At 71.7% G+C, this 22,204-nt stretch carries 26 protein-coding genes; 18 read left to right on the plus strand and 8 right to left on the minus strand.

Annotation, left to right across the window (positions count from 1 at the left end; all coding sequences use genetic code 11):
* The 5 genes from V7793_RS14720 to ygfZ all read left to right on the plus strand — a co-directional run.
* Positions 1–975: FecCD family ABC transporter permease (locus V7793_RS14720; protein WP_336006691.1), on the plus strand; the 975-nt coding region annotated here is incomplete at its 5' end.
* Positions 975–1,748, plus strand: coding sequence for an ABC transporter ATP-binding protein (locus tag V7793_RS14725; protein ID WP_336006692.1), 774 nt, complete (start codon positions 975–977; stop codon positions 1,746–1,748). The genes V7793_RS14720 and V7793_RS14725, both read left to right, overlap by 1 nt.
* A 13-nt stretch (positions 1,749–1,761) precedes the next feature.
* Entirely contained in the window at positions 1,762–2,784 is a 1,023-nt protein-coding gene (locus V7793_RS14730; RefSeq protein WP_336006693.1) for an ABC transporter substrate-binding protein, read from the plus strand.
* A 41-nt stretch (positions 2,785–2,825) separates the two neighbouring features.
* On the plus strand, positions 2,826–3,275 hold the full coding sequence (locus tag V7793_RS14735; protein ID WP_336006694.1) for a Fur family transcriptional regulator: 450 nt from the start codon (positions 2,826–2,828) through the stop codon (positions 3,273–3,275).
* A gap of 10 nt (positions 3,276–3,285) precedes the next feature.
* The gene (gene ygfZ, locus V7793_RS14740) at positions 3,286–4,269 is read left to right on the plus strand and encodes a CAF17-like 4Fe-4S cluster assembly/insertion protein YgfZ (RefSeq protein WP_336006695.1); all 984 of its coding nucleotides are present in this window, start codon (positions 3,286–3,288) and stop codon (positions 4,267–4,269) included.
* Positions 4,270–4,333: 64 nt separating this feature from the next.
* On the opposite strand, the gene dtd is transcribed toward ygfZ, so the two are convergent.
* Positions 4,334–4,759, minus strand: coding sequence for a D-aminoacyl-tRNA deacylase (dtd, locus tag V7793_RS14745; protein WP_058045689.1), 426 nt, complete (start codon positions 4,757–4,759; stop codon positions 4,334–4,336).
* A 152-nt stretch (positions 4,760–4,911) separates the two neighbouring features.
* Between dtd and V7793_RS14750 the strand changes: the two genes are divergently transcribed.
* The 4 genes from V7793_RS14750 (at position 4,912) to V7793_RS14765 (ending at position 8,253) form a co-directional block, all read left to right on the plus strand.
* Positions 4,912–5,502, plus strand: a complete 591-nt coding sequence (locus V7793_RS14750; protein ID WP_336006696.1) for an RsiG family protein — start codon at positions 4,912–4,914, stop codon at positions 5,500–5,502.
* Positions 5,503–5,618: 116 nt separating this feature from the next.
* On the plus strand, positions 5,619–6,860 hold the full coding sequence (locus tag V7793_RS14755; protein WP_336006697.1) for a GNAT family N-acetyltransferase: 1,242 nt from the start codon (positions 5,619–5,621) through the stop codon (positions 6,858–6,860).
* 187 nt (positions 6,861–7,047) lie between these two features.
* Positions 7,048–7,641 (plus strand): NADPH-dependent FMN reductase, encoded by a 594-nt coding sequence (locus V7793_RS14760; RefSeq protein ID WP_336006698.1) that lies wholly within the window; start codon positions 7,048–7,050, stop codon positions 7,639–7,641.
* A 270-nt stretch (positions 7,642–7,911) separates the two neighbouring features.
* Positions 7,912–8,253: a winged helix-turn-helix transcriptional regulator gene (locus tag V7793_RS14765; RefSeq protein WP_336006699.1), complete on the plus strand. Its 342-nt coding sequence runs from the start codon at positions 7,912–7,914 to the stop codon at positions 8,251–8,253.
* Positions 8,254–8,263: 10 nt separating this feature from the next.
* Here V7793_RS14765 and V7793_RS14770 read toward each other — a convergent pair whose 3' ends face one another.
* Positions 8,264–9,046: an SDR family oxidoreductase gene (locus V7793_RS14770; protein ID WP_336006700.1), complete on the minus strand. Its 783-nt coding sequence runs from the start codon at positions 9,044–9,046 to the stop codon at positions 8,264–8,266.
* 101 nt (positions 9,047–9,147) lie between these two features.
* On the opposite strand from V7793_RS14770, the gene V7793_RS14775 reads away from it, so the two are divergent.
* The 4 genes from V7793_RS14775 to V7793_RS14790 all read left to right on the plus strand — a co-directional run bounded on the left by V7793_RS14775 (position 9,148) and on the right by V7793_RS14790 (position 11,609).
* Positions 9,148–10,032, plus strand: coding sequence for a sigma-70 family RNA polymerase sigma factor (locus tag V7793_RS14775; protein ID WP_336006701.1), 885 nt, complete (start codon positions 9,148–9,150; stop codon positions 10,030–10,032).
* Positions 10,033–10,123: 91 nt separating this feature from the next.
* Entirely contained in the window at positions 10,124–10,501 is a 378-nt protein-coding gene (locus V7793_RS14780; protein WP_058045683.1) for a helix-turn-helix domain-containing protein, read from the plus strand.
* 17 nt (positions 10,502–10,518) lie between these two features.
* Positions 10,519–11,148, plus strand: a complete 630-nt coding sequence (locus tag V7793_RS14785; protein ID WP_336006702.1) for a hypothetical protein — start codon at positions 10,519–10,521, stop codon at positions 11,146–11,148.
* Positions 11,149–11,261: 113 nt separating this feature from the next.
* Positions 11,262–11,609 (plus strand): DUF2516 family protein, encoded by a 348-nt coding sequence (locus tag V7793_RS14790; protein ID WP_179082069.1) that lies wholly within the window; start codon positions 11,262–11,264, stop codon positions 11,607–11,609.
* A gap of 27 nt (positions 11,610–11,636) precedes the next feature.
* Here the strand turns inward: V7793_RS14790 and V7793_RS14795 are convergent, their stop codons facing one another.
* Together V7793_RS14795 and V7793_RS14800 are read right to left on the minus strand one after the other, a co-directional pair.
* Positions 11,637–12,968, minus strand: coding sequence for a PP2C family protein-serine/threonine phosphatase (locus tag V7793_RS14795; protein WP_336006703.1), 1,332 nt, complete (start codon positions 12,966–12,968; stop codon positions 11,637–11,639).
* A gap of 257 nt (positions 12,969–13,225) precedes the next feature.
* Positions 13,226–14,299 carry a C40 family peptidase gene (locus tag V7793_RS14800; protein WP_336006704.1) on the minus strand — a complete coding sequence of 358 codons (1,074 nt, stop codon included), beginning with the start codon at positions 14,297–14,299 and terminating at the stop codon, positions 13,226–13,228.
* A 356-nt stretch (positions 14,300–14,655) separates the two neighbouring features.
* On the opposite strand from V7793_RS14800, the gene pstS reads away from it, so the two are divergent.
* The 4 genes from pstS to pstB all read left to right on the plus strand — a co-directional run bounded on the left by pstS (position 14,656) and on the right by pstB (position 18,771).
* Positions 14,656–15,786 (plus strand): phosphate ABC transporter substrate-binding protein PstS, encoded by a 1,131-nt coding sequence (gene pstS / locus V7793_RS14805; RefSeq protein WP_336006705.1) that lies wholly within the window; start codon positions 14,656–14,658, stop codon positions 15,784–15,786.
* Between the two features lie 112 nt (positions 15,787–15,898).
* Positions 15,899–16,879, plus strand: a complete 981-nt coding sequence (gene pstC / locus V7793_RS14810; RefSeq protein ID WP_336006706.1) for a phosphate ABC transporter permease subunit PstC — start codon at positions 15,899–15,901, stop codon at positions 16,877–16,879.
* Complete coding sequence (gene pstA / locus V7793_RS14815) at positions 16,876–17,961, plus strand: phosphate ABC transporter permease PstA (protein ID WP_336006707.1); 1,086 nt, start codon at positions 16,876–16,878, stop codon at positions 17,959–17,961. Before pstC ends, pstA begins: the two co-directional genes overlap by 4 nt.
* Before the next feature lie 30 nt (positions 17,962–17,991).
* Entirely contained in the window at positions 17,992–18,771 is a 780-nt protein-coding gene (gene pstB, locus V7793_RS14820) for a phosphate ABC transporter ATP-binding protein PstB (RefSeq protein ID WP_058045677.1), read from the plus strand.
* Positions 18,772–18,885: 114 nt separating this feature from the next.
* Here pstB and V7793_RS14825 read toward each other — a convergent pair whose 3' ends face one another.
* The gene (locus V7793_RS14825; protein WP_179082062.1) at positions 18,886–19,884 is read right to left on the minus strand and encodes an inorganic phosphate transporter; all 999 of its coding nucleotides are present in this window, start codon (positions 19,882–19,884) and stop codon (positions 18,886–18,888) included.
* Positions 19,885–19,890: 6 nt separating this feature from the next.
* A complete protein-coding gene (locus V7793_RS14830; protein ID WP_106674591.1) occupies positions 19,891–20,511 on the minus strand; it encodes a DUF47 domain-containing protein in 621 nt (206 codons plus the stop codon).
* Between the two features lie 239 nt (positions 20,512–20,750).
* Between V7793_RS14830 and V7793_RS14835 the strand changes: the two genes are divergently transcribed.
* A complete protein-coding gene (locus tag V7793_RS14835; RefSeq protein ID WP_336006708.1) occupies positions 20,751–21,134 on the plus strand; it encodes a metal-sensitive transcriptional regulator in 384 nt (127 codons plus the stop codon).
* A gap of 87 nt (positions 21,135–21,221) precedes the next feature.
* Here the strand turns inward: V7793_RS14835 and V7793_RS14840 are convergent, their stop codons facing one another.
* The gene (locus V7793_RS14840; protein ID WP_336006710.1) at positions 21,222–21,356 is read right to left on the minus strand and encodes a hypothetical protein; all 135 of its coding nucleotides are present in this window, start codon (positions 21,354–21,356) and stop codon (positions 21,222–21,224) included.
* 174 nt (positions 21,357–21,530) lie between these two features.
* A partial coding sequence (locus V7793_RS14845) for a hypothetical protein (RefSeq protein WP_336006709.1) occupies positions 21,531–22,204 on the minus strand: 674 nt, incomplete at its 5' end.

Genomic DNA, 22,204 nt, shown 5'->3' on the forward strand with positions numbered 1-22,204 from the left:
CTCTGCGGCACCGGCCTCGGCGCCGCGGGCGTCACCTGGGCCGAGACGCTGCGCTTCCTGCGGGCGGGGCTCACCGGCGGGAGCATCTCCCCCGGCGAGGTCTCGGCCTACACCATCGTGTGGGAGCTGCGCTTCCCGCGCGCCCTGCTGGCCGCGGTCGTCGGCGCGGGCCTGTCCGCCGTCGGCGTGGCCGTGCAGGCCATGGTCCGCAACGCCCTCGCCGACCCCTTCGTGCTGGGCATCTCCTCGGGCGCCGCGATCGGCGCCAACGCCGTGCTGCTCTTCGGCGCGCTGGGCGCGCTGGGCGTGTGGGCGCTGTCCGGGGCGGCGTTCGTCTCGGCGCTCGCCGCGATGGTGCTGGTCTATCTGGCGGCCCGCACGCCGCAGGGCCTCACGCCGCTGCGGCTGGTCCTCACCGGTTCGGCGATGTACTACGGGTTCTCCGCCGTCACCACCCTGATGATCTTCAGTGCGGACCGCGGCGAGGCCTCCCGCTCGGCCATGATGTGGCTGCTCGGCAGCCTGGGCGGCGCCACCTGGTCGTCCGTGCCGATCGCGGCGGCCGTCGTGCTGGCCGGGATCGGCGCCCTGCTGTGGACGGCGCGCAGCCTGAACGCCCTGGCCATGGGCGACGAGACGGCGGCCGCGCTGGGCGTGGACCCCGAGCGGCTGCGGCGCGGGCTGTTCGTCCTGGCGGCGGCCGTCACCGGCGCCGTGGTGGCCGTCAGCGGCGCGATCGGCTTCGTCGGCCTGATGGTCCCGCACGTGACCCGCATGCTCGTGGGCGCCGACCACCGCCGCGTCCTCGCCGTGGCCCCGCTGCTGGGCGCCGTGCTGCTGGTGTGGGTGGACATCGCCTCCCGGCTGCTGCTCGCGCCCGTGGAGCTGCCCGTCGGCGTGATCACCGCCCTCATCGGCGTGCCCTGCTTCGTCCTGCTGATGCGGCGCCGCCGCTACACCTTCGGGGGTGCCTGATGCGGGTCGACATCGAGGACCTGTCGATCGAGGTCGCGGGCGCCCGGCTGGTGTCGGACGTCGCGCTGCGCGCCGGGAGCGGGCAGTTCGTGGGGCTCGTGGGCCCCAACGGCAGCGGCAAGTCGACGCTGCTGCGCTGCGCCTACCGGGCGCTGCGGCCCGCCAAGGGCGCCGTCCGCATCGGCGGCGACGACTTCCACGCCCTGGGCGCCCGCGAGGGGGCGCGCAGGCTGGCGGCGCTGCCGCAGGAGTCGGCGAGCGAGTTCGACTTCACCGTGGCCGAGGTCGTCGCGATGGGCCGCCTGCCGCACCAGAGCTCCGCCGGCCGGGTCACGGCCCGCGACACCGAGGTGTGCGCGGCGGCGCTGGAGCGCGTGAGCGCGGGCCACCTGGCCGGCCGGAGCTTCCCGACGCTGTCCGGCGGCGAGAAGCAGCGCGTCCTGATCGCCCGCGCCCTGGCCCAGGAGCCGGAGGTGCTGGTCCTGGACGAGCCCACCAACCACCTGGACATCGCCCAGCAGCTGGAGGTGCTGGCGCTCGTGCGCGACGCGGGCCCGACCGTCCTGGCCGCCCTGCACGACCTCGACCTCGCCGCCGCGCACTGCGACGTGCTCTACGTCATCCGGGGCGGCCGCATCGTCGCCTCCGGGCCGCCGGACGAGGTGCTGACCGCCGGGCTGCTCGCCGGCGTCTTCGGCGTCCGGGCGCACCGCGTGCCGCACCCCGAGACCGGCGCGACGCGCCTGATCTTCGACCGCCTGCCCGCTTCGTAAGGACACCCCTGCCATGGCCTCCCGCACCGCCCGTACCGCCCTCGCCGTCCTCACCGCCCTCGCCCTGGCCACCGGCTGCGGGGCGAAGGTCACCGAGGGCGGCGACACGGAAGAGAAGTCCTCCGGACGCCACCCCGTGACCGTCGAGAACTGCGGGGTGAGGACGACGTACGACAAGGCGCCGCAGCGCGTGGTCACCAACGACGTCGGCATCGCCGAGATCATGTTCGCGCTCGGCCTGGAGGACCGCATGGCCGGGTACGTGGCCCCGGACTACCGCGCCGACCGCGAGTCGGTGCCGTGGAAGGACGGCTACAAGAAGGTGAAGTGGCTGTCCAAGAAGGAGATCACCAAGGAGCTCGTCCTGGACGCGAAGGCCGACATGGTCTTCGCCGGCTGGAACTACGGCTTCAACGAGGGCAACGGCTTCACCCCGGACGCCCTGAAGAAGCTGGGCGTCGGCTCGTACGTCCTCACCGAGTCCTGCCGCAACGGCGGCGCGGGCAAGGCGCGCGGCGTGATGCCGCCCCTGGAGGCCCTCTACACGGACCTCACCACGCTCGGGAAGATCTTCGGGGTGGAGGACCGGGCGGCGAAGCTCGTCACGGACTTCAAGAAGCAGGTCGCCGACGCCCAGGCGACCGTGCCGCAGGACGGCAAGCGGCCCACCGTCTTCCTCTACGACGACGGCCGCGACAAGGCCACCACCTCCGGCGCCTTCGCCGGCCCGCACGACATCATCACCAAGGCCGGCGGCGACCACGTGATGAAGGACGTCAAGGACAGCTGGCCCAGCGTCGGCTGGGAGACCGTCGTCGAGCGCAACCCCGACGTCATCGTCATCAACAACTACGGCGACGTGACCGCCGAGCAGAAGAAGGAGTTCCTCAAGTCCTACCCGCCGCTCGCGGACGTCTCCGCCGTCAAGAACGACCGCATTTTCGTCCTCGACTACGTCGACCTCGTCGAGAGCCCCCGCAACCCGGCGGCCATCGCCGCCCTCGCCCGCTACCTGAAGGAGGTCCGGGAGGCGTGACGAGGGGGGCCGGAAGGGCCGGTGCTGCCTAGACTGGGAGGGTGGTGGACACCGACTGGCAGAGCAACCTCCGTAGGCGCGGGTACCGGCTGACGCCGCAGCGCCAGCTCGTCCTGGAGGCGGTCGACCGGCTGGAGCACGCGACACCGGACGACATCCTCACCGAGGTCCGGCGCACCGCGGGCGGCGTGAACATCTCCACCGTCTACCGGACCCTGGAGCTGCTGGAGGAGCTGGGCCTGGTCAGCCACGCCCACCTCGGGCACGGCGCCCCCACCTACCACCTCGCCGACCGGCACCACCACATACACCTCGTCTGCCGGGACTGCACGGAGGTCATCGAGGCCGACCTCTCGGTGGCCGCCGCCTTCACGGAGAAGCTGCGCGCGGACTTCGGCTTCGAGACGGACATGAAGCACTTCGCGATCTTCGGCCGGTGCGCGGACTGCTCCGCCGGGCTCGCCTCGGAGGAGCCTCCGGCCGCGCCGTAGGCTTGGCCGCATGCCGCGTGAATCGAATGCCAGCCCGCTGCTGTCACTGCCCGGCGCCGTCGCCGCCGAGGCCCCGGACGAGGGCGTCGCCGCGCACTACGGCGACCTCTTCCGCGAACAGCGCGCGCTCGCCGGCGGGACCGGATTCGTGGACCTCTCGCACCGCGGGGTCATCACCGTCACCGGGCCCGACCGGCTGAGCTGGCTGCACCTCCTGCTCACCCAGCACGTCAGTGCGCTCCCGCCCGGCGAGGCCACCGAGGCGCTCGTGCTCTCCGCCAACGGGCACATCGAGCACGACCTGTCCCTCGTGGACGACGGCGAGACCACCTGGGCCCACGTCGAGCCCGGCACCCAGGACGCGCTCCTCGCGTACCTGGAGAGCATGAAGTTCTTCTACCGGGTCGAGGTCGCCGACCGTACGGACGACTTCGCCGTGGTGTACCTGCCCGCGGGTTCGATCGCGGAAGCACCCGAGGGAGTGCAGGCGCGCGAGACGGCGCACGGCCGGGAGCTCTTCCTGCCGCGCGCGACGCTGGAGACCTTCGCGGCGGCGCACGGCCCCGCCGCCGGCGTCCTCGCCTACGAGGCGCTCCGCGTGGAGGCGCACCGCCCGCGGCTCGGCCTGGAGACCGACCACCGCACGATCCCGCACGAGCTCGGCCTGATCGGCGTCGCCGTCCACCTGCAGAAGGGCTGCTACCGCGGCCAGGAGACGGTGGCGCGCGTCCACAACCTGGGGAAGCCGCCGCGCCGCCTCGTCTTCCTGCACCTCGACGGCAGCGAGGTCTCCCTGCCCCCGCACGGGGCCCCCGTGCGGCTCGCCTCGGACGGCCCCGAGGGCCGCCAGCTGGGCTTCGTGACGACGTCGGCCCGCCACCACGAGCTGGGCCCGATCGCCCTGGCCCTGGTCAAGCGGAACGTCGCGGTGGACGCCCCGCTGCTGGTGGGCGAGAAGACGGCGGCGTCCCAGGAGGTCGTGGTCGAGCCGTAACGCCTCCGGCGCGGTTCGCCGGCTCACGGCACCGCGCCCGGCAGGGGCGGCGCCGGGCCGGCCGTCACACCTCCACGATGACCGTGAACGGGCCGTTGTTCGTCAGCGAGACCTTCATGTCCGCCCCGAAACGGCCCGTCTCCACCTGCGCCCCCAGCGCACGGAGGTGCGCAACGACAGCGTCGACCAGCGGCTCCGCAACCCCGCCGGGGGCGGCCGCGTTCCACGTGGGGCGCCGCCCCTTCCGGGCGTCACCGTAGAGAGTGAACTGGGAGATCACGAGCAGCGGCGCCCCGACGTCCGAACACGACTTCTCGTCCTCGAGGATCCGTACGGACCACAGCTTGCGGGCAAGCTGCTCCGCCTTCTGCGGGGTGTCGTCGTGCGTCACTCCGACAAGGACGCACAACCCCTGTCCGATGATCTCCCCGACGGTCTCGCCGTCCACGACGACCCGCGCTCCGTCCACCCTCTGCACCACTGCACGCATACGGACCATGATGCCCTGCGTCCATCCAGGTCCGTTCGGGTGCGGAGACCCTGCGCCCGGACCTCACACAGTGGCACGATGCGTGCAGGCGGTGCCTTGTGCGGGCAAACGTGATGCGGTCGCACACCGCCCGAGGGGAACGGAAGACGCGCATGACCACACCCATTGAGGACGGCCCCATGCTCAAGGCAGCGGACAGCCTGCAGCCCCGGCCGCCGAGCCAGCGCTCCGGCCGGCAGGCGGACGCCCCCGGCCGCTGCCTCGGTGAGCTGAGCCTGGTGGAGCTGCGCGCCCGGCGCGGCGACGCCCGCCGGGACGAGGCCGACCTCAGCTACGTGCGGCGGCTGCTCCAGGGCCGCGTCGACATCCTCCGGGCCGAGCTGGCCCGCCGCTCCTCGCCGGGCGCCCCGGTCATGGCCCGCCTGGTCGTGGACCGGCTGTCGGAGATCCTCGCGGACGGCCCCTCGGACCACCGCTCGTCCGCCCGCCACGTGACGGTGGGCACGCCGCACGGCGAGGAGTACCGGCGGCTGGCCGAGGACATGCTGTCGGAGGTCGAGCTGTCGGACCTGGGCGCGCGTACGGACGCCGAGCTGCACGAGGCGATGGGCCGCCTGGCGTCGTACGAGCGGCAGGTGTCGGTGCGGCGCCAGCTGCTGCAGCGGACGGCGGACGACTGCAGTGCCGAAATCGCCCGCAGGTACCGTGAAGGGGAAGCACAAGTGGACGACCTCCTCGCATGACGCACGGACGCGGCGACGCACGAGCGCGCTGACGTCCCGAGCGGGCCTCCGCAGCCCCGCTCGGGCCGGGAAAATCCGCGTGCGACCGCCGCGGGCGGGCCCCTAGCGTCGCGGCCATGAGCCTCGACATCCGTCCGATCACCGACGACGACCTGCCGAACTGGGTCCGGGCCCGCCGTACCGGCTACCTCCTCCCGCCCTCCGTGAGCAAGACCGAGCTCGTCTTCCGCCGCGAGCTCATGGACCTCGCACGCGCCCAGGGCGCGTTCGACGACGGCCGCTGCGTGGCCACCTACCGCAGCTTCACGCAGCGGCTCAGCGTCCCCGGCGGCGCCTCGGTGACCGCGAACGCCGTCAGCAACGTGAGCGTCTCGGCCACGCACCGCCGCCGCGGGCTCCTCAGCCGCATGACGGACCGCGACCTGCGGGAGGCCAAGGAGCGCGGCGACGCCGCGGCGACGCTGATCGCCGCCGAGTACCCGATCTACGGCCGCTTCGGCTTCGGCCCCGCCGCCTGGGTCACGGAGTGGGAGGTGGACGTGGCCCGCACCGGCCTGGACCCGCGCCACTCGGGCCCCGGGGACGGCGGGCGGGTCGACTACGTGGACGCCGCCGAGGTCCGGGAGCACGGGCCCGCGCTGTACGAGCGGGTACGGGCCGTCCGGCACGGCCTCGTCGACCGTGCGGAGGTGTGGTGGCGGCGCAACACCGGCGCGCTCCCGGCGGACGACGGCCCGTGGACCGAGCCGTTCTTCCTGCTCCACCGATCGGCGGAGGGCCGCGTCGACGGGCTCCTCGTCTTCACGTCCGACGACCGGTGGGAGGCCAAGCTGCCGCACCAGACGGCGACCGTCCTCGACCTCGTCGCGGCCACCCCGGCCGCCGAGCGCGCCCTGTGGCTGTTCCTGCTGTCGGCGGACTGGATCACCCGCGTCCGCACCGGCTACCGCGCGCCGGACGACCTCCTGCCGCTGCTGCTGCCGGACCCGCGGGCCGCGCGCGTGGTCGCGCACGCCGACTTCCTGTGGGTGCGGCCCCTGGACGTACCGGAGTTGCTGCGGGCGCGCACGTACCCCGTCGCCGGATCGCTCGTCCTCGACGTCACCGACCGGTCCGGGCTGGCCGGCGGGCGCTTCCTGCTGGAGGCCGGCCCCGGCGGCGCCTCCTGCGCCCCCACGCACCGTTCGGCCGATCTCACCCTGTCCGTCGCGGAGTTGGGAAGCCTTCTGCTCGGCGACGAGTCGGCCGTGCGGCTCGCGGCGCTGGGCCGCGTGGACGAGGAGACCCCGGGCGCCCCGGCCCGCGCGGACGCCCTGCTGCGCACGGGGCGGCGGCCCTGGTGCGCCGACGTGTTCTGATCCGGCGACGGCGGGGAGGGCGGCTCTCCGGCGCCGAAAAAAGTGACATTCAATTTCGCCACTTTCCCCGGCAAACCCCCCAGGCCGGTCAACCTCCCTTGACCTCAACCGGACTTGAGATTCCAGACTTCTGGTCAACGGCTCACGGGCCGCCACTCACCCGCCCCGCCTCCCAGAAGGGCCCATCGTGTCCGAGAGCACCTTCCGACTCGCCGTCATCGTCGGTTCCACCCGCGACGGGCGCTTCGGCCCCACCGTCGCCAAGTGGTTCGCCGAGCAGGCCGCCCGGCACGGTGACATCGAGGTCGACCTGGTCGACCTCGCCCTCCACCCCCTGCCGATGCGCCTCAGCTCCGAGCCCACCGCCGAGGACGCCGCCGCGCTCGCCGAGGTGACGCCGCGCCTGGAGCAGGCCGACGCGTTCGTCGTCCTGACGCCCGAGTACAACCACAGCTACCCGGCGTCCCTGAAGAACCTCATCGACTGGCACTACACCCAGTGGCAGGCCAAGCCGGTCGGCTTCGTCTCGTACGGCGGCCTCTCCGGCGGCCTGCGCGCGGTCGAGCACCTGCGCCCGGTCTTCACCGAGCTGCACGCGGTCACCATCCGCGAGCAGGTCAGCTTCCACAACCCCTGGGGCAAGTTCGACGACGACGGCCGCCACCTGGACGCGGAGGCCGGCGAGCAGGCCGCCGGCGCGGCCAAGGTCATGATCGACCAGCTGACCTGGTGGGCCCTGTCGCTGCGGGAGGCGCGCGCCGCCCGCCCCTACGGCGCCTGACCCCGGACCCCCGGTCCGCCGGTCTCCCCGGCCGGACCCGTCCACGCGGCGCACACGAACTCCTGCCCCCGGCCCTACCCCCGTTGGGGCCGGTGGCAGGCACATCGTGCCGAGCGGGCAACGCCTCATCACCCTCCTCCGACCGAGTGTCCGTCAGATACCCCCGGATGGGGTTGATTTGGCGACCCGTGCCGGGCCTGCCGCCGCTTAGGCTGGTAAGGGGCGGCCGCACACGGTCCGGCGTCCCGTGAGCCGGACAGGGGAGGACTCGTGAAGCAACTTCCGTACCAGTGCGGGATCGACGCCGCCATCGACGTCGTCGACGGCAAGTGGAAGGTCCTGATCCTCTGGGCGCTGGACGAGCGCGCGCGCCGCTTCGGCGAGACCAAGCGGCTGCTGCCGGGCATCAGCGAGAAGGTGCTGGCCCAGCAGCTCCGCGAGCTGGAGGCCGACGGCATCGTCCACCGCGAGGTCTACGACCAGGTGCCCCCGAAGGTCGAGTACTCCCTCACGGAACAGGGCCGCTCCCTGAACGCCGCCCTGGCCCCCCTGGGCACCTGGGGCAAGGAACGCCTGGCCCGCCTCGCGGCGGAAGCGACGCCGGCGGCGTGACCACGCCGTCCTAGGCCGCCCGTGCCGCGCCCAGCCGCTCCGCCAGGAAGTCCTCCCAGGTCCGCTCGCCCACGGTGGCCCCTTCGAGCGTCAGGTTCTCCCCGGCCCGGTAGGCGCGGCCGGCCTTTCCGGGCATCCGCACCGGCAGCGTCAGCCGGCTCCTGCCCCGCGCCTTCAGGTATCCCTGGGCCAGCTCGGCCAGCCCGTACAGCTTCGGCCCGGTCAGGTCCGGCACCCGCCCCGCCGGCTCGCCGAGGGCCAGCTCCACGAGCCGGGCGGCGACCTCACGGGCGTCCACGGGCTGCCACAGCAGCCCGCCCGGCGCCGGTACGACCGGCAGCTTCGCCATCGACTGCGCCACCTTCAGGGCCAGGTCGTGGAACTGGGCGGCCCGCAGCGTCGTCCACGGCAGCCCCGACTCCGCGACGGCCCGCTCCGCGTCCAGCTTGGCGCGGAAGTAGCCGAGCGGGATCCGGTCCGCCCCGACGACCGAGATGCAGACCAGGTGCCGCACCCCGGCGCCCTGCGCGGCGCGCACCAGGTTCCGGGTGGCCTCGTCGTCGCCCTTGGGGCCGCCCGCGAGGTGCAGGACGGTCCCGGCGCCGGCCACCGCCGCCTCGATCCCCCCGCCCTGGAGCAGGTCGCCGGTCACGTACTCGACGCCGTCCCCGGCGGGGCGGGCGTTGCGGGTGAGCACACGCACCGTGCGGCCGGCCTCCCGCAGGAGGGGGACGACGTGGCTCCCGAGGGTGCCCGTGCCGCCGGTGACCAGGATGGTGGGCGTCGCGGTCATGGCTTCTCCAAGTTCGTCGGGCCGGGAGTTGATCTTCCGGTCGCCTCGCTGTTTCGTGGCCTTCTGCTGCTATGACCCGCCGCGACGAAGGAATGTGACACGTGGACGACAGCGATCTTCTGGCGGAACGTTTCGAAGAGCACCGCAGCCATCTGCGGGCCGTGGCCTACCGGATGCTCGGCTCCGTGAGCGAGGCCGACGACGCCGTCCAGGAGACCTGGCTGCGCTACGGCCGCACCGACACCTCCGGCGTCGAGAACCTCGGCGGCTGGCTGACCACGGTGGCGGGGCGCGTGTGCCTGAACATGCTGCGCTCGCGCGAGGCGCGCCGGGAGGACCCGCTCGAGATCCACGTGCCCGACCCCGTCATCAGCCACCCGTCCGGCCCCGACCCCGAGCAGAAGGCGCTGCTGGCCGACTCGGTGGGGCTGGCGATGCTGGTGGTGCTCGCCTCCCTGGCGCCGGCCGAGCGCGTCGCGTTCGTCCTGCACGACATGTTCGCCGTGCCCTTCGACGACATCGCCCCGCTGATCGAACGCACCACGGCCGCGACCCGGCAGCTCGCGAGCCGCGCCCGCCGCCGCGTGCAGAGCCGGGCCACGCCTCCCGAGCCCGACCTCGCGCGCCAGCGCGAAGCCGTCGACGCCTTCTTCGCCGCCGCCCACGAAGGCGACTTCGAGGCGCTCGTCGCCATACTCGACCCCGATGTCGTCCTGCGCGCCGACGGCGGCGACACCCGCTCCCGCCTCAGCGTCGCCCTCACCGGCGCCCGGGCCGTGGCCTCCCAGGCGGCCAGGTTCAGCGGCCTCTCCCCGTTCGCGCGGCCCGCCCTGATCAACGGCGCCGCCGGCGTCGTGGTGGTCGTGAACGGCAACCCGGTGTCCGTCATGGCCTTCACCGTCACGAACGGCAGGATCACCGCCATCGAGGTCCTCGCCGACCCCGACCGCCTGCGCCGCCTCGACCTCACGCCCCTGGACCGCTGACGACGCCCCGAAAGGGGACCTCCGCCCGCCGCGCTCAAACTTTTGCAAGCACCTGCTTGCAAAAGTTAGCAGCGTCGGGCAGCCTGGGCGCATGGCATCACTCAACGTCGGCAATCTCGGCGAGTACCTGCGCGAGCAGCGGCGCAATGCGCAGCTCACCTTGCGGCAGCTCGCCGATGCCGCCGGGGTGTCCAACCCGTATCTCAGCCAGATCGAGCGCGGCCTGCGCAAGCCGAGCGCCGAGATCCTGCAGCAGCTCGCCAAGGCGCTGCGGATCTCCGCCGAGACCTTGTACGTGCAGGCCGGGATCCTCGACGAGCGGGACCGGGACGAGGCGGAGGTCCGCAGTGTGATCCTCGCCGACCCCTCGATCAACGAGCAGCAGAAGCAGGTGCTGCTCCAGATCTACGAGTCCTTCCGCAAGGAGAACGGGCTCGCGACGGACGACGCCAGCAAACCTTCCAGCTGATCCGGGAGACCATCGCCATGGCCATCACCACGCAGGACATCCGCAACGCGGCGACCGACACGGCCTACGCCGCCGCGGGTGCCGCGGACCTCACCGCCGAGAAGCTCGGGCAGCTGATCACCGAGGCGCCCGAGCGCATCGAGCAGCTGAAGAAGACCGACCCCAAGGCGGTGCAGGAGCGGGTTGCGCGGCAGGCCAAGGAGGCCCAGGCCACGCTGACCGCGAAGTTCACCGAGATCGTCGGCTCGCTCGACAGCGACGTGAAGAACCTGGGGCAGACCGCGCAGGACCTGGCGCTCAAGGGCGTCGGGCAGGCCGTCGGGTACGCGGCGGCGGCCGGCGAGCAGTTCGAGAAGCTGGCCGAGCGCGGCCGTACGGCCGTGAAGCAGTGGCGCGGCGACGTCGCCGACGAGTTCCAGGACATCGCCGTGGCCATCGAGCCGGAGGCGGAGACGAAGACGGAGACGGGGACGGCCGGGCCGGAGGCCGGGAAGGCCGCCGCCGAGGACAAGGCCGCCGCCGAGGACAGGACGGCCTCCGACGACGCCGCCTCGGACGACGCCGGGGACAAGCCCGCCGCCGCCCGCAAGGCCCCGGCCAAGAAGACGGCCGCCGCGAAGAAGGCCGACGCCAAGACCGGCGAGTAACCGGCTCGCGGCAGCGGACCGCGTACGGTCCGGGCACATTTCGCGTGCCCGGACCGTTCTCCGGGTACGGTGGCGGTCAGGACGGACCGAACGAGACGGGCAAGGTGAGCGACGTGCTTCTGCAAGCCTTCGGCGAAGTCATGTACTGGGTGTCGATCGGCCTGCTCGTGTTCAGCCTGTTCGCGTTCGTCAACGCCGCCGTGCACCGCGAGGACGCCTACCGCGCCGCGGACAAGCAGTCCAAGGCGTTCTGGCTGATCATCCTCGGCGTCGCCGTCGCCGTGAACCTCTTCATGGGGATCATGAGCTTCCTGCCGGTCCTCGGCCTGATCGCCACGATCGTCTACATCGTGGACGTCCGGCCGGCGCTCAAGCAGGCCTCGGGAGGCCGCGGCCCGCGCCGCCGCGGCGGCGGATCCAGCTCGGACGGCCCCTACGGGCCGTACAACGGCCGCCGCTGACGCACGGGCCTGCGTCCGTACCGGCGCCTACGTCCGTACCGGCGGCACGGCCGCCCGCCCCGCGGGCCAGTGGGGCCGGTCGCCCTCCGCAGGAGCCCGGCCGCCCCGGTCGAGCAGCAGCACCGCGAGGTCGTCGGTCAGCTCCCCGCCGTTGAGGTCCTGCACCTCGGCGACCGCCGCGTCCAGGAGTTCCTGGCCGCGCAGCCCTTCCGCGAGCCGGCGGCCGATCAGTTCGATCATGCCCTCCTGGCCCAGGCGCCGCGTCCCGGCCCCGACCCTGCCCTCGATCAGGCCGTCGGTGTACATCAGCAGGCTCCACAGGCCGCCGAGTTCGACCTGGCGGCGCGGCCAGCGGGCGCGCCGGAGCAGGCCGAGCGCCGGGCCGCCGTCCTCCTGCGGCAGCAGGTGCGGGGCCGCGCCGGGGCGTACGAGCAGCGGGGCGGGGTGGCCGGCGAGGCTGAGGCCCGCGCGGCGCCCGTCCGCCGATATGTCGACGGCACACAGCGTCGCAAAGGTCTCGTCGTCCGCGCGCTCGTGCTCCAGGACCTGCTGCAGAGTGGCGAGGAGCTCGTCGCCGCAGAGCCCGGCGAAGGTCAGCGCGCGCCAGGCGATGCGCAGTTCGACGCCGAGGGCGGCCTCGTCGGGGCCGTGGCCGCTGACGTCGCCGATCATCGCGTGGACGGTGCCGTCGGGCGTGCGGACCATGTCGTAGAAGTCGCCGCCGAGCAGGGCGCGGCTGCGGCCGGGCCGGTAGCGGGCGGCGAAGCGCAGGCCGGAGCCGGCGAGCAGCGGGGTGGGCAGCAGGCCGCGTTCGAGGCGGGCGTTCTCCTGGGCGCGCAGCCGGGACTCGGTGAGCTGCAGCTGGGCGAGGTCGGCGCGCTTGCGCTCGACGGCGTAGCGGATGGCCCGGCTGAGGACGCGCCCGTCGAGCTCGTCGCGGGAGAGGTAGTCCTGGGCGCCGACGCGTACGGCCTCGGCGGCCCGGTCGGTGTCGGCCTCGGCGGTCAGGGCGAGCACGGCGTGGTGCGGGGCGAGCTCCAGCACCTGGCGCAGGGTGTCCAGCTCGTCGGGGCGGCCGGGGCCGCTGCCGGGCCCGCTGCCGGGGGTGCCCGCGGCCGCGCCGGCGTCCGCGAGGTCGAGGAGGATGCAGTGGACGTCGTCGGTGAGGAGCCGCTCGGCCTCGGTGAGGTTGCGGGCGGTGCGGATGCGGACCGGCTTGCCCTCGACCCCCGACATCTCGGTGATGTCCGGCATCGACAGCGGCCCGGCGGGGTCGCCCTCGATCACCAGGAGGGTCAGCCCGGCGTCGGGTGCCGGTGCGGCAGCCTGCTCCGGGGCCCTCGGCGCGGGTACGGACATGGTCACGGTTTCCTTCCTCCTCCGGCGACCGCCGGAGGTGCCTCCGCCCCCCTGAAGGCATGGCGCCCCGCCGCCCGGCGGGTGCCGAACGCGACCATAGCGGCAGGGCACTGTCCAACGGAATGGAGCGGAGCCACTCGCCGCTGTCATATGCCCCAGCCAGGGCGGCTTTTGGTGCGTGCGGGGAGGAACCCGCGATGACAAACATCACCCCGGCGGGGGCGCTCCGCGCGACGCGCGTCACACGCGGGCGGGCGCTACCCGGGCCGTACGACCCCCAGCACCGGCATCGACCCCGCTCCCGCCATCGTGACCTGCCGGCCGGGCCGCGGCGCGTGCACGATCGCGCCGTCGCCCACGTACACCCCCACGTGGCTCGCGTCGGCGAAATAGATGATCAGGTCGCCCGGCCGCATGTCCTTGAGGCCGATCTTCGGCAGCTGCCGCCACTGGTCCTGTGACGTGCGCGGGATCGCGCGGCCGGCGGCCGCCCACGCCTTGAGCGTCAGCCCGGAGCAGTCGTACGTGTCCGGGCCCTCGGCGCCCCACACGTAGTTCTTGCCGATCTGGGCCGCGGCGAACTCGACCGCGCGCCTGCCCTCGGCCGTCGCCGCGCCCGAGCCCTTGAGGACGGCGCCCTTGACCGCGTCCGAGGCGAGCCACTTCTGCTGGGACTGCCGGGCCCGCTCCTCCTCCAGCTGCCGCAGCCGTTCCTTCTCCTTCTCCTCCAGCTTCGACTCCAGCTCCTTGGCGGCCGCGAGCTTCGCCTCGATCTGCTTCTTCGCGCCTTCCTTCTTGCGGCGCTCGCCGTCGAGGGTCTTCCAGCGCTCGCCGGCGGCCTTGGCGTAGCCGTCGAGGGTCTTCTGGACCGCGGCGACCTCGGTGATCAGCCCGCGCGTGGCGGCCTGCCCCTTGTGCGTGAGGGCCACGCCGTCGAAGAAGCTCTCCGGGGAGCCGGAGAGCAGGAGGCGGGCCTGGGGCGGGAGGGTGCCGTCGCGGTACTGGGCGCGGGCCAGGGAGCCGGCCTGGTTCTTGAGGCGGTTCATCCGCTCCTTGGCCTCGGCCGCGGACTTCGCGATCTCGGTGATCGACTTCTCCTGGCGGCGCTGGGCCTCGTCGGCCGCGTTGTAGGCGTCCGTGGCGGCCTCCGCCTGCCGGTAGAGGCCCTCGACCTCCTGGTGGACGTCCTCCAGGGTGCGCGGCGGCTTCGGTTGCGCATAGGCCGTGCCGGGCATGGTGACCACCACCCCGGCCACGGCCAGTACACATATCAATGCGGTCACCGAGATCACGCGCTTGCCTCCGCAGCCCTCGTCTCTGCCGCCCGCCATGCTCCCAGTGTTCGCCGTGCCCGCACTCCAGCCGTTCCGCCCCACAGGCCACCTCCGCGGCTACCGCCCCCACGTCTGACATACCGTCACGCGAGGAAGGGATGCTGCCATGACCTCCCGCAAACCGACAGAGATCTGCGTCACACTCGCGAAGATCGGCGGGAATGGGGCCGCTCCAAGATCCCGTAGAGGGCCACCACCCTGACGGGTGAGGTTCACCCTCCGTTCACTCTGCTCCATCGACCGCTTCACCTGATCTGCCTAATTTCGCCAATAGAGGGTGCGGGCAGAAGCGTCCGCACCGGTCACCTCTCGCACGCCGCCCCAGCGGCGGCTCCCGGAAGGAACACCCGAAAGTGAAGCTTCAGCGCAAGAACCGGCTCCGCGCCGTCGCTCTCGGCGCCATCGCCGTCTCCGGTGCCCTGGTCCTCACGGCGTGCGGCTCCGACGACAACAGCGGTGGTGGTTCCACCGGCGGCGGCTCCACCAAGGCCGCGGGCAACATCAAGTGCGAGGGCAAGGGCCAGCTCCTGGCCTCGGGCTCGTCCGCGCAGAAGAACGCCATGGACCTGTGGGTGAAGAACTTCACCGCGGCCTGCAAGGACATCCAGATCAACTACAAGCCCACCGGCTCCGGCGCGGGCATCCAGGAGTTCCTGCAGGGCAAGACCGCCTTCGCGGGCTCCGACTCGGCGCTCAAGCCGGAGGAGGTCGCCAAGTCCAAGGAGGTCGTCAAGGGCGGTCAGGGCATCAACCTGCCCCTGCTCGGCGGCCCGATCGCGATCGGCTACAAGGTCCCCGGCGTGGACAACCTGGTCCTGGACGCCGACACCCTCGCCAAGATCTTCGACTCGAAGATCGAGAAGTGGAACGACGAGGCGATCAAGAAGCTCAACCCGGACGCCAAGCTCCCGGACCTCAAGATCCAGGCGTTCCATCGCTCCGACGAGTCGGGCACCACGGACAACTTCACCAAGTACCTCAAGGCCGCCGCCGACAAGTCCTGGCCGTACGAGGCCGGCAAGGCCTGGAAGGCCAAGGGCGGCCAGGCGGCCGACGGCTCCGCCGGTGTCTCCTCGCAGGTCAAGCAGACCGACGGCGCGATCTCCTACTTCGAGCTGTCCTACGCCACGGCCAACTCGATCAAGACGGTGAAGCTCAACACCGGCGCCTCCGCCCCCGTCGAGGCCACCTCCGACAACGCCTCGAAGGCCATCGCCGAGGCGAAGATCGCCGGCACCGGCAAGGACCTCGCCCTCAAGCTCAACTACACCACCAAGGCCGAGGGCGCCTACCCGATCACCCTGGTCACGTACGAGATCGTCGGCGACAAGGGCAACAAGGCGGAGACCCTCCCCGCGGTCAAGTCCTTCCTGACCTACATCGCGAGCGAGGACGGCCAGTCGGTCCTGAAGGACATGGGCTACGCCCCGCTGCCCGCCGAGATCGCCACCAAGGTCCGCGAGACGGTCGCGAGCCTCTCCTGACCCGCGTGTGACCGGGTTCCGCCGCCGGAACCCGGTCGCACCATCCGGTGCACCGCCGCACCAGGGCCGCCTCTCCCCCGCAGGGAAGCGGCCCCGCAGACCGGAGAACCTCATGGACATAACCCCAGCCACCACAGCCGGACCGCAGCCTCCCCCCGGCAAGGAGCGGCCGTCGGCCGCCACCCGCCCGGGCGACCGGATCTTCCTCGCCCTCTCGCGCGGCTCCGGCCTCCTGCTCCTGGTGATCATGGCCGCCATCGCGGTCTTCCTCACCGTCCGGGCCACCAACGCCCTCTCCCACAACGAAGGCAGCTTCTTCACCACCTTCGAGTGGAACGCCAACGCCACGCCGCCGGTCTTCGGCATCGCCGTCCTGGCCTTCGGCACCATCGTCAGCTCCCTGATCGCGATGGTCATCGCGGTGCCCGTCGCCATCGGCGTCGCACTCTTCATCTCGCACTACGCCCCGCGCCGGCTCGCCGCCCCGCTCGCGTACGTGATCGACCTGCTCGCCGCCGTGCCGTCCATCGTCTACGGCCTGTGGGGCGCCCTCTTCCTGGTGCCGCACCTGGGCGGCCTCTACAGCTGGCTGGACGACTACCTCGGCTGGACCGGCATCTTCGCGTACCACGACGGCGCCGCGCGCTCCCTGTTCACCATCGGCATCCTGCTGGCGATCATGATCCTGCCGATCGTCACCAGCGTCAGCCGCGAGGTCTTCCTGCAGGCCCCGAAGATGCACGAGGAAGCCGCGCTCGCGCTCGGCGCCACCCGCTGGGAAGTCATCCGGATGGCCGTCCTCCCCTTCGGCCGCTCCGGCGTCATCAGCGCCTCGATGCTGGGCCTCGGCCGCGCCCTCGGCGAGACGATGGCCGTCGCGACCGTCCTCTCCCCCAGCTTCATCATCGGCACGAGCCTGCTGGACCCGGGCGGCGGCACGTTCGCGCAGAACATCGCGAGCAGCTTCAAGGAGTCCGGTGAGATCGGCAAGGACGCCCTGATCGCCTCCGGCCTCGTCCTCTTCGTCCTGACCCTGCTGGTCAACGGCGCGGCCCGGATGATCATCGCGCGTCGCAAGGAGTACTCGGAATGAGCGACGTGACCATCGACCAGCCGCTGGTCGCCGACAGCGCCCCGCAGCCGCGCCCCGTCTCCCTGCACCAGCCGCGCCTGCCGCGCTGGACCCCGGCCGCCGTCGCCGCCGGCGCGATCGCCGCGGGCTGCGGTATCGGCCTGGGCGCCGCGCTGAGCAGCCGGATCCAGTGGGGCCTGATAGCCGGCGGCCTCTTCGTCCTCGTGATGTACGCGCTCGCGGCCCGGGTCGAGGGCCGCCGGCAGGCGAAGGACCGCCTCGCCACCAGCCTCGTCTGGGTCTGCTTCCTGCTCGCCGTCGTGCCGCTGGTCTCGCTGGTCTGGGAGACCGTCGCCCGCGGCGCGAAGGTCCTCGACGGGAACTTCCTCACCCACTCCATGGGCGGGGTGCTGACCATCCAGCCCGGCGGCGGCGTCTACCACGCGATCATCGGCACGCTGGAGCAGGTCGGCATCGCCACGGCCGTCGCGGCCCCCGTCGGCCTGCTGACGGCGATCTACCTGGTCGAGTACGGCCGGGGCCGGCTGGCCAAGGCCGTGACGTTCTTCGTGGACGTCATGACGGGCATCCCGTCGATCGTCGCGGGCCTGTTCATCCTGAGCTTCTGGATCCTCATGCTCGACTTCGGCTACTCCGGCTTCGCCGGCGCGATGGCCCTGGCGATCCTGATGATGCCGGTCGTGGTCCGCTCGACCGAGGAGATGCTCAAGCTCGTCCCCAACGAGCTGCGCGAGGCCTCGCTGGCCCTGGGCGTGCCCAAGTGGCGCACGATTCTCAAGGTCGTGCTGCCCACGGCGATCGGCGGTATCGCCACCGGCGTCACGCTGGCCATCGCCCGCATCGCCGGCGAGTCCGCCCCGATCGTCCTCCTGGTCTTCGGCTCCCAGGTGATCAACAACAACCCCTTCGAAGGCGCCCAGTCCTCCCTGCCGTACTACATCTACGAGCAGTGGGCGGCCGGCAACGACGCCAGCTACGACCGCGCCTGGGCGGCGGCTCTCGTCCTCATCGCCTTCGTCATGATCCTCAACCTGGTGGCCCGCGGCATCGCCCGCTGGAAGGCCCCCAAGACCCATCGCTGACAGCGATAGCAGAAAGCAGAAGTGATCCCCATGGCCAAGCGAATCGACGTCAGCGGCCTCTCCGCGTACTACGGCGCCCACAAGGCCATCGACGACATCTCGATGACCGTCGAGCCCCGCTCCGTGACCGCCTTCATCGGCCCCTCCGGCTGCGGCAAGTCCACCTTCCTGCGCACCCTGAACCGCATGCACGAGGTCACCCCCGGCGGCCGGGTCGAGGGCAAGGTGATGCTGGACGACGAGAACCTCTACGGCGCCGGCGTCGACCCGGTCTCCGTGCGCCGCACGGTCGGCATGGTCTTCCAGCGGCCGAACCCCTTCCCGACCATGTCGATCTACGAGAACGTGGCCGCGGGCATCCGGCTCAACGGCGGGCGCATCCGCAAGTCCGAGCTGGACGACGTGGTCGAGAAGTCCCTCCAGGGCGCGAACCTCTGGAAGGAGGTCAAGGACCGGCTGAACAAGCCGGGAGCGGGCCTCTCCGGCGGTCAGCAGCAGCGGCTGTGCATAGCCCGGGCGATCGCGGTGGAACCGCAGGTCCTGCTGATGGACGAGCCCTGCTCGGCGCTCGACCCGATCTCGACGCTCGCGATCGAGGATCTGATCGGGGAGCTGAAGGAGCGCTTCACGATCGTGATCGTCACGCACAACATGCAGCAGGCCGCGCGCGTCTCGGACCGCACCGCCTTCTTCAACCTGGCGGGCGTCGGCCAGCCGGGCAAGCTGGTCGAGATCGACGAGACGGCGCGCATCTTCTCCAACCCGTCGGTCCAGGCCACGGAGGACTACATCTCGGGCCGGTTCGGCTAGGCAGCCTCCCCCTGAGCCGCCTTACGGCGCTGCATGGCGGTGCCGCCGCAAGGCGAAGGGCCCGCCCCCTGTTCGTACCAGGGGGCGGGCCCGTCCGCGTTCGTGCGCCGCCGGCTAGCCGAAGGCCAGGTTGACCACCCAATAGCTGAGCGCAGCGACGGCGGCCGCGGCCGGCATCGTGATGAACCAGCCCAGGATGATGTTCTTGGCGACGCCCCAGCGGACCGCGTTCACCCGCTTGGTCGCACCGACACCCATGATCGCCGAGGTGATCACATGCGTGGTGGAGATCGGCGCGTGGAACATGAAGGCCGTCGTGAACATGACCGACGCACCGGTGGTCTCGGCCGCGAAGCCCTGCGGCGGGTCCAGCTCGATGATCTTGCGGCCGAGCGTCCGCATGATCCGCCAGCCGCCCGCGTAGGTGCCGAGCGAGAGCATGATCGCGCAGGAGAGCTTGACCCAGACCGGGATGGCGTCACCCTTGGCCTGCACATCGCCGATGACCAGCGCCATCATCACGATGCCCATGGTCTTCTGGGCGTCCTGCAGACCGTGGCCGAGCGCCATGCCGGCGGCCGAGACCGTCTGGGCGATCCGGAAGCCGCGCTTGGCCTTGTGCGGGTTGGCCCTGCGGAACATCCACATGATCGCGACCATCACCAGATAGCCGAGGATCAGGCCGACGAAGGGCGAGATGAACATCGGGATGACGATCTTCTCGACGACGCCCGACCAGATGACGCCGGTGCCGCCCGCGAGCGCCGCGCCCACCATGCCGCCGAAGAGGGCGTGCGAGGAGGACGAGGGCAGGCCGAAGTACCAGGTGATCAGGTTCCAGGCGATCGCGCCGATCAGGGCCGCGAAGAGGATGCCCATCCCCTTGTCGCCGACCGGCGACTCGATCAGGCCCTCGCTGACCGTCTTGGCCACCCCGCTGCCCAGGAAGGCACCGGCGAGGTTCATCACGGCCGCCATCGCGAGGGCCGCGCGCGGGGTCAGCGCCCGCGTGGAGACCGAGGTCGCGATGGCGTTCGCGGAGTCGTGAAAGCCGTTGGTATAGGTGAAGCCGAGCGCGACCCCGATGGTCACGACGAGAGCGAAGGTGTCCACCGGGGGTCAGGACTCCTTGACCGCGATGGTCTCGACCGTATTGGCGACGTGCTCGAACGCGTCCGCCGCCTCTTCCAGCACATCCACGATCTGCTTGAGCTTCAGCACCTCGATGGCGTCGTACTTGCCGTTGAAGAGCTGGGCCAGGAGCTTGCGGTGGATCTGGTCCGCCTGGTTCTCCAGACGGTTCACCTCGATCCAGTACTCCGTGAGATTGGTCATGGTGCGCAGGTTCGGCATGGCCTCGGCGGTCAGCTCCGCGGCCCGCGCGAGGACCTCGATCTGCTGCTCGACGCCCTTGGGGAGTTCCTCGATCTGGTACAGGACGACCAGGTCGACGGCCTCCTCCATGAAGTCCATGATGTCGTCGAGCGAGCCGGCGAGGGCGTAGATGTCCTCGCGGTCGAACGGCGTGATGAACGAAGAGTTCAGCTGGTGGAAGATCGCGTGCGTCGCATCGTCACCCGCGTGCTCCGCTGCGCGCATCCGCTCGGCGATCTCGGCCCGGGCGGACGTATCCGCTCCGAGCAGTTCCATCAGGAGCTTGGAGCCCGTGACGATGTTGTCCGCGGAGGCGGCGAACATGTCGTAGAAGCTCGTCTCCCTGGGGGTCAGACGAAAGCGCACGTGGGATCCTCGGGGTGCAACGGATTCGGTCTCGTTGATGCTAGGCGCATCATCCAGCCACAGCTAACTGGCATTCCCTCAGTGTCGCCCATCGGGCAGAGTGCTCATGAAGCCAGGTACCGCCGCAGCGGGCAAAATTCTGTACTCTATACCCGCTGGGGGTATACGAGCGGAGTATGCCCGGCAGCACGGGTGAATCCCGGGCCGCGGGCCCGCCGGACGGCAGGAGGACGGACGCCATGACGACCACGGAAGCCCCGCCGGCCGGCGGCGACGACGCACCGGCGACCGGCACGGCCGCGGCCTGCCACGCCGAGGCCCCCGCCGGAGAGCATTCCGGCCCGCACGGCTACAGCCATCAGAAGGACCAGCACCTCAAGCGCCTGCGCCGGATCGAGGGCCAGATCCGCGGCCTCCAGCGCATGGTCGAGGAAGACGTCTACTGCATCGACATACTCACCCAGGTGTCGGCCGGCACGAAGGCGCTGCAGTCCTTCGCCCTGCAGCTCCTGCAGGAGCACCTGCGGCACTGCGTCGCCCAGGCCGCGGTCCAGGGCGGGGACGAGATCGACGCCAAGGTCGCGGAGGCCAGCGCAGCGATCGCGCGCCTGCTGCGGACCTGAGCGGTCTTCCGTGCCCCGCCGGAGCCCGGCGGGGCACAGGAACACCGCACCGCGGGACTGCGCTGCGGCGCCGGACACCCCGGGCGGTCAGTCCTCGCGCTTGCCCCCTGCGGGAACGACCCGCAAAACCTCGTCGATACGATCGGCGCTCAGCCGGTCCTCATCCGCACTGGACGCGGCGATCATCAAATCACCGTAGAGATCGATCTCGATGAGGGCCACGGGATCCGGCCCACCCGACGAACCGCGTCGCGAAACCACGTGATTCACCTCCTCGGGTCTTTCGCTCGGGTCTGGGTCTTTCGAGGTTTCCTCGCCTTACCAGCGTAGTGATCGGTACACATGGCGCGCATGGCACAGAAGGACCATTTCCATGGCCAACTACGCCCTGCCGCGTCAATTCCGCGGCGATCCGACCTTCCCCGCATAGATATCGGCGGCATCGGGTAGGTCCACGGCCACATCGGCGCCGAAGTCGTACAACTCGACCGTCGAGACCACCGTCATAGGGGCCGGCGGCGCCGACGGCCCCGTGCCCTCCACGCTGAAGCGGTGCCGCAGCCGGCGCGGCCTGCCCTGCTCGTCCAGATAGGCATCGAAGGCCACCGTGCCGCTGGAGAAACCTTTGGCCGCCGTGGCGAGCGGCCCCCGGTCGCGCGCCGGGGCGGAGCGCGCCGCCCGGCCCAGGTCGATGGTGCCCCAGTAGTGCCGCACCCGGACTCCGCCTACCCGCTCGTCCCGCATGTATGTCACCTCGCGGGCGCCGCCCAGCAGTTCGGCCGCGGCGAGCGGGTCGGTGGCGCCGCTGGTCAGGAGGTTCCCGTCGGCGAGCGAGGCCGTGTCGAGCCGCACCCACTTGTCGGCCGGGACCCCGGCGCCGCGGTTCTTCATGAAGAGCTCGCCCGGGGAGAAGACCTCCGTGATCGGACGGTGCTCGGCCGCACCGGCCGCATCCTCGGGCACCAGCACCGTCAGCCGCCCGGCGGGCCGCGTGAAGTCGTACCCGCCGGAGCCGTGGATGGTCAGCCGCGTGCCGCCGCTGACCGTCTCCATGGAGGTGCGCACCAGCG

Source organism: Streptomyces sp. KLMMK (genome assembly GCF_036961605.1).
GTDB lineage: Bacteria > Actinomycetota > Actinomycetes > Streptomycetales > Streptomycetaceae > Streptomyces > Streptomyces telluris.